Source organism: Stenotrophomonas sp. YJH_SMC_123 (assembly GCF_059368215.1).
On the sequence record NZ_JCAFRM010000008.1, the window covers coordinates 49,198 to 59,759 of the forward strand.

The 10,562-nt window shown below is 67.7% G+C and carries 9 protein-coding genes; 7 read left to right on the forward strand and 2 right to left on the reverse strand.

The genetic code is table 11. The features are described 5' to 3' along the window. The first annotated feature begins 36 nt into the window (after positions 1-36). The 7 genes from AC5P5W_RS16840 to AC5P5W_RS16870 all read left to right on the forward strand — a co-directional run bounded on the left by AC5P5W_RS16840 (position 37) and on the right by AC5P5W_RS16870 (position 7,585). Positions 37-1,083, forward strand: coding sequence for a heme/hemin ABC transporter substrate-binding protein (locus tag AC5P5W_RS16840; RefSeq protein WP_032961051.1), 1,047 nt, complete (start codon positions 37-39; stop codon positions 1,081-1,083). Continuing rightward, the gene (locus AC5P5W_RS16845) at positions 1,080-2,123 is read left to right on the forward strand and encodes a FecCD family ABC transporter permease (RefSeq protein WP_046430486.1); all 1,044 of its coding nucleotides are present in this window, start codon (positions 1,080-1,082) and stop codon (positions 2,121-2,123) included. Before AC5P5W_RS16840 ends, AC5P5W_RS16845 begins: the two co-directional genes overlap by 4 nt. Next, a complete protein-coding gene (locus AC5P5W_RS16850; RefSeq protein ID WP_164109207.1) occupies positions 2,120-2,881 on the forward strand; it encodes a heme ABC transporter ATP-binding protein in 762 nt (253 codons plus the stop codon). The genes AC5P5W_RS16845 and AC5P5W_RS16850 overlap by 4 nt, the downstream gene beginning before the upstream one ends. 63 nt (positions 2,882-2,944) lie before the next feature. Next, positions 2,945-3,694, forward strand: a complete 750-nt coding sequence (locus AC5P5W_RS16855) for a hypothetical protein (protein ID WP_197574271.1) — start codon at positions 2,945-2,947, stop codon at positions 3,692-3,694. 463 nt (positions 3,695-4,157) lie between these two features. Then, positions 4,158-6,194, forward strand: a complete 2,037-nt coding sequence (gene fusA, locus AC5P5W_RS16860) for an elongation factor G (protein ID WP_111206862.1) — start codon at positions 4,158-4,160, stop codon at positions 6,192-6,194. Positions 6,195-6,446: 252 nt separating this feature from the next. Further along, positions 6,447-6,719, forward strand: a complete 273-nt coding sequence (locus AC5P5W_RS16865) for a hypothetical protein (protein WP_005409616.1) — start codon at positions 6,447-6,449, stop codon at positions 6,717-6,719. 110 nt (positions 6,720-6,829) lie between these two features. After that, on the forward strand, positions 6,830-7,585 hold the full coding sequence (locus AC5P5W_RS16870) for a SapC family protein (protein ID WP_032961063.1): 756 nt from the start codon (positions 6,830-6,832) through the stop codon (positions 7,583-7,585). Here the strand turns inward: AC5P5W_RS16870 and AC5P5W_RS16875 are convergent, their stop codons facing one another. Beyond that, a complete protein-coding gene (locus AC5P5W_RS16875; protein WP_495221292.1) occupies positions 7,586-9,913 on the reverse strand; it encodes an ATP-binding protein in 2,328 nt (775 codons plus the stop codon). Continuing rightward, on the reverse strand, positions 9,910-10,560 hold the full coding sequence (locus AC5P5W_RS16880) for a response regulator transcription factor (RefSeq protein WP_495221293.1): 651 nt from the start codon (positions 10,558-10,560) through the stop codon (positions 9,910-9,912). The genes AC5P5W_RS16875 and AC5P5W_RS16880 overlap by 4 nt, the downstream gene beginning before the upstream one ends. Between the last annotated feature and the right edge of the window lie 2 nt (positions 10,561-10,562).

Here is a 10,562-nt window from a genome sequence, read left to right on the forward strand (position 1 = left end):
GGCGTGCGCGCCGCCCTGCCAGCAAGGAGAACGAGCATGAACATCGCGTCCCGTCTGCGCCTGTGTGCGCTTCCGTTGGCTGTTTCGCTGGTACTGGCCGCCTGTGGCGGCGCGTCGACACCGCCTGATGGCCAGAAGGCCGCCGAGCCGCCCGCCGCACCAGCCGCTGCCGAAACCGCGTTGCCGGCAGGCTGGCAGCGCGTGGCCGGTGCCGAGCTGCCGGCCGTGCATGACCAGAAGGCGATGCTGCCGGCCAAGGTGCATTCCGATGACGGCGCCGATATCGAGGTGACCGATACCAGCCGGATCATTGCCGGTGGCGACGACGTCATCGCGGTGATCGAAGCACTGGGGCTGGGCACGCAGGTATTCGCCGCGCCGACCAACACCACCACCCAGGCCGGCCTGGCCGCGCCGCACCAGTTCCTGTTCAACCGCACCACCGGCGTGGAGGGCGTGCTGAGCCTGCAGGGCTCGCTGTTCCTCGGCAACAGCCTGCGCCGCCACACCGAGCTGGCCAAAAAGCTGCGCGAAGTCGGTGAGCCGGCGGTGGTCATCGATGATCTGCAGCCGGCCCCGGACAAGGTGCGCAAGGTCGCCGCCGCACTAGGGCTGGCCGAAGCGGGGCAAACATTGGCCACGCAGGTGCAGCGCCAGCTCGACGAGGCTGCAGCGATTGGCAAGGGCCTGGGCCATGCGCCACGACTGATCCACGTATCGGCCACCGGCGCTGGCGGCTCGCCCACTGTTGCCGGTGCCGACAGCGCGTCAGCGCAGCTGATCGCGCTGGCCGGCGGCATCAACATCGGCACCGAGGCCGGGGTGAAGAACTACTCGCAGCTGAGCAACGAGGGGGTGGTCGCCGCGGCACCGGAGGTGATCCTGGTGACCGAGCATGACCTGCGGCTGTTCGGCGGTGCCGAAGGCCTGTGGAAGGCGTACCCGACGCTGAAGCAGACGCCGGCCGGGCAGGCCAATCGGGTCTGGGTGATGCCGGATGTGCAGCTGAAGTACACCAGCGTGGGTTCTGGTGCGGGCGCGCTGGCGCTGGCCAAGGCCCTGGCAGCCTTGCCGAAGGCATGAGTCCGGCGGATCGGCGCCGCCGTCGCGGGCGGACGATGTTGATGGTGGCGTTGCTGGCGCTGCTGGGAGCAGTGCTGGCGTCGTTCGCCGTGGGTCCGTTGCGGTTGCCGCCGCTGGAGGTGATGCAGGCGCTTGCGGTGAAGCTGGGCCTGCTTGACCCAGGGGCAGTCAGCAGCCGTGATCTGGCCGTGGTCTGGCAGCTGCGCATTCCGCGCGCCCTGTTGGGCGCGATGGTCGGTGCGTCGCTGGCGATGGCCGGTGCCAGCCTGCAGGGCCTGTTTGGCAATCCGCTGGCCGACCCCGGCATCGTCGGTGTCAGCCAGGGTGCTGCGCTGGGTGCGGTGGCTGCCATTGTTCTCGGCGCTGCCGGTGCGGCCGGCTGGCTGGTGCCGGTGGCAGCCTTCGTCGGCGGCGCGCTGGCGATCGGCCTGACCTATGCGCTGGCCCGGCCCGGCAAAGGCAGTGGGAATGCCACGCTGCTGCTGGTCGGCATCGCGATGGCCGCGTTCTGCTCGGCGCTGATTGGGTTCCTTACTTACATCGCCAGCGAAAGCGAGCTGCAGTCGCTGGTGTTCTGGCAGATGGGCTCGCTGGCGCGCGCCAACTGGGCCGACGTGGCCGCGGTGGTGCCGCTGTTTGCGCTCGGCGTGTTTGCGCTGCAGCGACTGGCCACGCCGCTGGACATGCTGGCGCTGGGTGAGCGCCAGGCGCAGCACCTGGGGCTGGACGTGACCCGTACGCGGCGTCGCCTGGTCGCGTTCAGTGCGCTGCTGGTGGGCGCGGCGGTGGCGTTCGCGGGCTCGATCAGCTTCGTCGGCCTGGTGGTGCCGCACGTGGCGCGACTGCTGGTCGGCCCGGGTCATCGCTGGCTGCTGCCGTTGTCCGGGCTGCTCGGTGCGCTGCTGATCGTGGTGGCCGACACCGCCGCACGCACGCTCGATCCACCTGCGGAGATTCCGCTGGGCCTGTTCTCGGCCGCGCTGGGTGCTCCGTTCTTCCTCTGGCTGGTGCTGCAGCAGCGCCGCAAGGCGGCGCCATGAGCGTGCTGCTGAAACTGCACCAGGTGGTGGTGCGCCGCCAGCAGCGCGAGATCCTGCATGGCATCTCGCTGGCGTTCGAGCCGGGCACGGTGACCGCGCTGGTTGGCCCGAACGGCGCGGGCAAGTCTACGTTGCTGGCGGTGGCGGCCGGTGACCTGCGCGCCGATGCGGGGGAGGTGAGCCTGCTGGGCAAGCCGTTGGCCAGTTACAAGGCGGGGCCGCTGGCACGCGAGCGCGCGGTGATGCCGCAGGAACATGGCGTGCGCTTCGCCTTCAGCGTGGAAGAAGTGGTGGCGATGGGACGGTTGCCGCATCCGCCGGATCCGCGTGTGGACGATGCACGGGTGGAAGCTGCCATCGATGCCGCCGAACTGCAGGCGCTACGCCTGCGCGAAGTGCAGCAGCTGTCCGGTGGCGAGTCCGCCCGGACCACGTTCGCGCGCGTGCTGGCGCAGGACACGCCGCTGCTGTTGCTTGATGAACCGACCGCGGCGCTGGATCTGCGCCACCAGGAGCGTACGTTGCGCAGTGTGCGTGCCTGTGCCGAAGCCGGTGCGTGCGTGATCGTGGTGCTGCACGATCTGAACCTGGCCGCCGGCTATGCCGACCGCATCGTGTTGCTGGAACAGGGCAGGGTGGCCGCCGATGGCACGCCGCTGCAGGTGCTCACCGAAGACAACCTGCAGCGGGTCTATCAGCAGGATGTGGTGGTGCTGGAGCATCCGCGGCGCGGGGTGCCGTTGGTGGTGGTGACGTAGTCCGGATCTGCTGCCGTCGCCGCGTATCATGTCTGACCGGTATTCCCTCAATGGACTGATGCAATGATCTGTAGCATTTCGCGCGGCACGCTGCTGGCCGTGTTGGTTGGCTTCGCAGGCGCTGCGACTGCGGCTTCCACCTCTCCGGTTTCGCTGACCGATGCGGCGGAGAATGCCTCGCTGATCGAGATACGGCATTCCGCTGGCGCGGGTTCTCCTGTTGCGTCCATCCGGACGCAGTACTTCGCCAGCGAGGAAATTTCCGTGAGTTGGGATGACCAGCAGGTGCTGGTGCTTTGCAAGGAGGCGGCATACCTGCAGATTCCCCCTGCCAAGCTCAAGGCCGGTGCGTTGAGCACCGAGCAGCGGCAGATGATCGTCTACCAGGCGCTGATGTCCGGCCTGGGTGCTGTCGCGGGCGTGGTCGGGCCGGCGGGCGAGATGGTGGCTGTGGCGGATGACGGAAGCGAGACCCGCAGCATTGGTGAAAGCCATTGGGCGTACGGTATCGAGCGCTACGACGTCACCACCCAGCGCATGCCGGGCGGCGCGCTGCGTGTGCATTCCCGCAAGACCGAGACCGTGAACACGACGCCCCCGGCGAGCCCGGACGACACGTTCAGCACCGAGGATGACCAGGCGGCACGCCTGTCCGAACTGGCGCCGGTGGGGAGCTGGACCGAGGTGCTGATCCATGGTGGCCCGCGGCTGCCGCACATTGACCCGGCGACGTCGCTGAAGGGTTGGGTTTCGATGGGGGATGACCAGGCGGCGACCGTGGCCGAGGCGCGCACGCTGCACGGCTGCAAGTAAGGGCTGAGAGGAGGCAGATCCCTTTGCCCAGGGGCAAAGGGATCTGACCCCGATCATTGTCGGCCTCATCGTTCCATTTATGTTTGCAATATTCACTTGCGCGCCAGATTGGCAGGTCTAGAATGCGCCCCATGAACCGGATGCCGCTCCTGAAGTTTTTCACCCTGACCCGCGCCAACGCGGAACGGGCGTGTCTGCCTGGAGCCCCACGAGGCCGTTGAAGCGGCCATCGCTGGACCTTCGACAGAGCGCCCCCCGGGGCGCTCTTTTTGTTTTTGTTAGTCGACTAACAGTCGACTCTACCCAGTCGACGCTACCCAGCCGACGCTACCCAGCCGACGCTACCCAGCACCGCAAAGGAGAACGTGCCATGCACCAGATCGCCGAGACCGAACGCTAGCCGCGCACCCTGTCGCCAACCGGGGTGCGCGGCCCCTGAAGTTGGCCTTGCAGGAACCTCTTTATGAACACCCAGACCCTTTCCCGTCGTCGCAACCTTGGCATCATTGCCCACATCGACGCCGGCAAGACCACGCTGACCGAACGCCTGCTGTGGAAAAGCGGCGAGATCCACCGCGTCGGTGAAGTGCACGACGGCAACGCGACCACCGATTTCTCGGCGATCGAACGCGAACGCGGCATCACCATCGGCGCTGCCGCCGTGCAGGCGCAGTGGGCGCCGCGCGACCTGCCGCCGCATCGGCTGACCCTGATCGACACCCCTGGCCACATCGACTTCGCCATCGAGGTCGAGCGTTCACTGCGCGTGCTCGACGGCGCCGTGGCCGTGTTCTCGGCCGTGGATGGCGTGCAGCCGCAGTCCGAAACCGTGTGGCGCCAGGCGCGTCGCCACCGCGTGCCGCTGATCGCTTTCGTCAACAAGATGGACCGCGTCGGCGCTTCGTTCGAGCGCGTGCTGGAGCAGCTGCAGGACAAACTGCGGGCGCGGCCGTGGGCGCTGGGCGTGCCGTTGGGCAGCGAAAGTGGCTTCAACGGCTGGGTCGATCTGGTCGATGAGCGCGTGCTGCAGTGGCAGGATGGTGCCGCAACCACGGTGACCCCGTGGGACCAAGCGGCGCGGGCCCAGTGGCAAGCCCAACGCGATGCGCTGGTCGAGGCCGTGGCCGATCACGATGAGCAACTGGCCGATGCCTGGCTGGAAGGTCGCGTGATCGATGCCGGGCAGCTGCGCGCGGCGATCCGCCGGGCGACGCTGGCGGGTGCGGGCGTGCCCGTGCTGGCCGGTGCTGCGTTCAAGGACAAGGGTATCGAGACGCTGCTGGACGCCGTGGTCGATTACCTGCCGTCGCCGCTGGATCGCCCTGCCGTCAGCGCCGAAAGCGATGAGGGCGAGGTCGTGCTGCCGCCGGACCCGGACGGTCCGCTGGCCGGCCTGCTGTTCAAGATCACCCACCAGCAGCACGGCGCGTTGAGCTTCGTGCGGCTGTACTCGGGCACCTTGAAGGTGGGTGATGCGGTGGCCAGTTCGCAGCATCCGCAGGGGCGGCGTGTCAGTCGCCTGGTGCGGGTGCAGGCCGACCAGACCCACGACATCGAACAGGCCGTGGCCGGTGACATCGTTGCAGTGCTGGGCTGGAAGGATGCGGTCAGTGGTGAAACGCTGAGCGGTCGTGCGCAGCCGCTGCGCCTGGAGAACATCCAGGCACAGGCACCGGTGCTGGCGTGGCGGTTGGAGCCGGCGCGTGCGGGCGACCTGATCCGGATGGCACAGGGTTTGGCCAGTCTGGCCCAGGAAGATCCCTCGTTCCGCGTCGAAACCGATCGCGACACGGCGGAGACCCTGGTCTGGGGCATGGGCGAACTGCACCTGGAGGTGATGGTCGAGCGCCTGCGCAGCGAATGGAAGGTCGACGTAGGCGTAGGTGCGCCGCGCGTGGCCTACCAGGAGACGCCGATGCGTGCGATGACCGGCGTCGTCGGGCGGCTGGTCAAGCAGACCGGCGGCCAGGGCCAGTTCGCGCACGTGGTGCTGGATGTATCGCCGCGCGAGGACGACCAGGTCGTATTCAACGACCGCATCGTCGGTGGCGTGGTGCCGCGCAGCTTCATCGCGGCGGTGGAGAAAGGTGTGCGTGCTGCGCTGTCGGAAGGCCCCCAGGGCCATCCGGTGGTCGGCATCGAGGTCAGTCTTGTCGATGGCCAGACCCATGCCAAGGACTCCTCGGAGATGGCGTTCCATCGCGCAGGCGCCGAGGCGATCAAGGCGGCGCTGGCCGAAGGCGGCACGCAGCTGCTGGAGCCGGTGATGGCGGTGACGGTGCATTCGCCGTCAGCGTCGGTGGGTGATGTGGTCGGCGACCTCAACCGCCGCCATGGTCGCATTGCCCGCATCGACGATCAGGATGGTCGCGCCGAGGTCAGTGGCTTCGCACCGCTGGCGCAGCTGGTGGGCTATACCACCTCGCTGCGTTCGCTCAGCCAGGGGCGGGCCAGCAGCGAGGCGCACCTGCATGGCTACGAGCCGGTGCGCGCTGCATGAAGAAGGTGAGGGGAGCCCGTTCGCGGGCTCCCTTTTTTGTGGGTTCGGGTTTCCGCATCCATGCATGGCGTGGATCTACCGGGTGATCGGGTCGCGAGCTCTGCACTAGATCCACGCCATGCGTGGATGGGGCCCTCGCGATGCGTTTTTTTGCATTGCGATGCAACAGAACTGCAGAAAAAGCTGGATTAAAGTGATGCCTCACGATAAATTGCGCACCCCCCGTTGCTCGCCGCCGCCCGCACCCCTCTCATGCGTGATGACAAAGACCCCGGAACCCTGGAGCTGACCCTGCCGCGCAAGCGCGGTCGTCCGCCCAAGTTCGGGTATGCGATGAGCGATGCGCAGCGGGCCGCACGCTATCGTGCGCGCCGGGCAGGGCAGGCCAACCACGCCGATGTGCGCTCCTGCAGCGACATGGTGCTGCTGGACAAGATCCGTGCAGCGGTGAGCGCGCGCGACACCGAACTGGCCGGATTCCTGGTCCACGTGCTCTGGCAGCGCTACCCCCTGCAGCTGAAATAGTTCGCTGGCGGGGTGGCCGTTGTCATCGAGCTTGTTGATAATGCGGGATTCAGGTTGTTCCCGCTGGCGTGCCCGGGATGGCAGGCGCGCATGATCGAACGGTTCCCAAGATGACCACCACCAGCGACACCACCACCGAAGCGGCGCCGAGCGGCGCTCCCCTGTTCTATACCCGTCCGGTGCCGCTGCAGGCCGATGTGCACGCCGATCTGCGCATCCTGCCGGGCAAGCTCGAGTTCGCCGCCGGCAACAACGCCATTCCGCTGGTGCTGGGCGAGTTCTCGCTGGCGCTGCATCATTTCCCGATCCTGTTCGCCGGCCCCGGTGCGGTTCCGATGGCTGCCGTCGGCGTGTCCGACCAGAACCTGTTCATCAAGGACGGCCTGTGGGAAGACGAGGCCTATATTCCGGCCTACCTGCGCCGCCACCCCTTCATCTTCATCGACACCGGCGCGGAGAATGACTTCCTGCTGGGCATCGACGAAGAGAGCCCGCGCGTGGTCAAGGGCGGCGAGGAAGGCCAGCCGCTGTTCGTTGACGGCAAGGCCACCGAAATGGTGCAGCAGGCGCTGGAGTTCTGCGGCCAGTACACCCGCGAGCACGAACAGACCTTGGCCTTCTCCAAGGCCCTGACCGACAACGGCCTGCTGGTCGAGCGTAACGCCACCGTGCGTACCCCGGATGGCCGCGAGTTCAACCTCAATGGCTTCCTGGTGGTGGACGTCGAGAAGTTCGTTGCGCTGCCGGAAGCCACCGTGGTCGAGTGGCACCGCAGCGGCTGGCTGGCACTGATCCACCAGCACCTGATGTCGCTGGGTCGCTTCAATGACCTGACCCGTCGCCAGGTCGAGCGCCTGGCCGCCTGATCAAGGCATTGGCAGGGTTCCCGCTGGGCGGGAGCCCTGTCCGGCCTTCAGCACGTCCAGCAGGCGCCGCGCATCGGCCCAGTCCGGCGCGGCGTCATGCGCCAGGTCGACCAGCTCCGCCGCGATGGCCGCATGCTCGCATTGGCCCAGCATCTGCAGCGTGCCCTGCAATCGGTGCGCGTGATGGCCCAGTGCCGATGCATCCGCTCGATCAATAACCCGCTCCATGTTGCCGAGCTCATCGTGGATGTCGGCGATGTAGGCCGCGTCCATGTCAATCGTCTGCGCGGCTGCGCCCAGGCCCTCTGGTCGCGCAATGTCGAGCGCAGGCAGCAGCTGGGCGGCGCGCAGCGGCTTGGCCAGCACCGCGTCGAAGCCCGAGCGGTGGCAGCGTGCGCGATGACGCCGTCCGGTGCGGGCAGACAATGCGATCAGGCGAACGGTGCGCCCGGCAGACCCGCGTAGCTCGCGCGCCAGCACGTGACCATCGGCGCCAGGCAACCCAATGTCGATCAGAGCAACGGAGCGGGGCTGTCGTGCCTGTTCGGCCAGGGCGCTGGCCGCATATTTCACGGCGCACACCTCTGCGCCCCAGCGCCGCAGCTGTTCGGCGATCACGTGGCGATTGAGCTCGTGGTCCTCGACCAGCAGCAGGTGCAGTCCGGCCAGTGGCGTATCGCCCACGGGCATGTCCTGGGCATCCACGCCGGTGCCAGCCGGGCACACCGGCAGGCGCAGGATGAAGCGACTGCCACGGCCCAGCACGCTGTGCACGGTGAGGTCGCCGCCCATTGCGCGGGCCAGCTCGCGCGCGATGGAAAGCCCCAGCCCACTTCCGCCACGCCGCTGTCCGCTGCTGCCTTGCTGGAAAGGCTGGAACAGGGTGGCTACCTGCGCCGGCGCGATGCCGATGCCGCTGTCGATCACCTCCAGCAGCAGCGCCCGAGGACGCGCCGCCGGCATCAGTTGCAGGCGCAGCTCGATGCGGCCGGAATCGCTGAACTTCACTGCGTTCGCCAACAGATTGCTGGCAATCTGGCGTAGCGCATCGGCGTCCACCAGGATGTTCGACGGGGATGCGCCCTGGGCATCGAGATGCAGCTGCAGGCCTTTCCGCTGGGCCTGTGGCCGGATCGCCTCCAGAGCCTGCCGGCACAGCTGGGTTGCATCGCAGGGTTGCGCATGCGGCTTGAAAGCGCCGCTCGCAAGGCGCGAAAAATCCAGTGCGCGATTCAACAGGCTGCGCAGGGATTGGCTGGCGCTGCTGGCAGCGGCGAGCAGGTCACGCTCGCCCTTGGGCAATGTCGATTGCCCCAGCAGCTCGATCGAGGTCAGCACGGCCTGCGCCGAGTTGCGCATCTCGTGGCTGATCACGCCGATGGCATGCGCGCTGCTTCGGTCACCGCGCGCCCGCAGGTGGCGCATTGCGAGCCACAGCAGCGGCAGGGCAATCAGCAGTGGGCCCAGCAGCAGCCACCCGCGCGGGGGCGACGCCTGCATCCAGTCCAGTGCATTCCCGGCCGCGGCAGGCAGGGTCTGGCCTGCCCATAGGTGGAGCAGGCCTGCGTGCTCTTCCAGTGTGATCTCCCGCAATGCCTGTTCGATGCGCCCAAGCAGTTGCTGGTCTTCCCGGCGAACCAGCAGGTAAAGGTCGGTGGAGAAACCGCTATCGAACGGCTGCAGGCGCAGGCTGCCATTGAAATGGCGTCGAACCAGGGGGCGCAGCGTGGGCTCCAGGCCAATCGCCACGTCCGCCAGCCCGCTTTCGACTGCCGCCAGTGCTGCATGCCGGTCTGGCAGCTGCCGCAGCCGGACCTGCGGGTGATGCGCGTGCAGCCAGCTGGCGTAGGGCCCGCCTTCAACGACGGCGATGACCCGGCCGTCGAGTTCGCGCATCTCCCGTGGCAGCCACTCGCCGGCGCGTCCGGCCAACAGGGTGGCGCCGCCACGGAATGCGGTGGACGCGGCAAGGCCGGGGCAGGGCAGCGGCTGGTGCCTTGCGCCGCCAAACACCATGACCAGGTCAGCCTCGTGATGGCATACAGCGAGGATTGATGCGGCGGTTGTCGGGTAGGGGTGTTCCAGGAAACGGAATTGGGCGTGCCGCGCCACCAGGTTGGCATAGCCATGGGCGAGCGTTGGCGGTGATGACGGATCGGCCAGGGCCGCGGGCAGGGGGCGCAGGGAGGGAGTCGTGGCGACCCGTACAGTGCTGCCCGGCAGCCAGCGTGGCGAGCGGATATCTTCGGCCGAGGCAGCCGGCAGGAGAAGGAGCGCCAGCAGCCCCGTGGACAGGAAGCGGCGGCGCAACGGCGGCTGGCGCCTCACGGTGTCTCCAGTCGTTCGCGCAGTGCGTAGATTTCCACGTCGCTGCGCAATCCCAGCTTGCGCAGCACAGCAACCTTCTGCGTGCTGACAGTCTTGATGCTGCGGTGCCGCCGCAATGTGATCTCGGAGACCGTCAAGCCTTCCAACAGCAGGCCGAGTACTTCGCGCTCGTTGCGGCTGAGCTCGCCGCGATCGCCGGCCAGCCTGACGTCCGGTGGAACCCGGGTCAGGCCCTGGGAAACACGTACGATGGCGTCGGACAATGCAGCAAGCGGTTCGGCCTTGCTGACGAATCCGTTGAGTCCGGCATCGATCAGGCTGTTGAGGTTGGTGGTGGGGCAGAGCGTGGCGAAGGCCAGCAATGGCGTGCGCGGAAATTCCCGGCGCAGCAGCGCAACCAGCTCGAGGCTACCCAGGTCGTCACGGGCAAGCGTGAGATCGATGATGGCCACATCCACTGGTGTGCGTTGCAGGCTGCAGAGCAGTTCGTTGCTGCAACCGTGGCTGGCGACGATGTCGAAGCGGAGATCGCCTGACAGGTGCAGGGCGGTGCCGCGACGGACGACTTCGTGATCGTCCAGGAGCGCCAGGCGAAGCCGACGCGGTGCAGGAAATCCATTCATGCGCGGGAGGTGGTCGGCGCCCATGG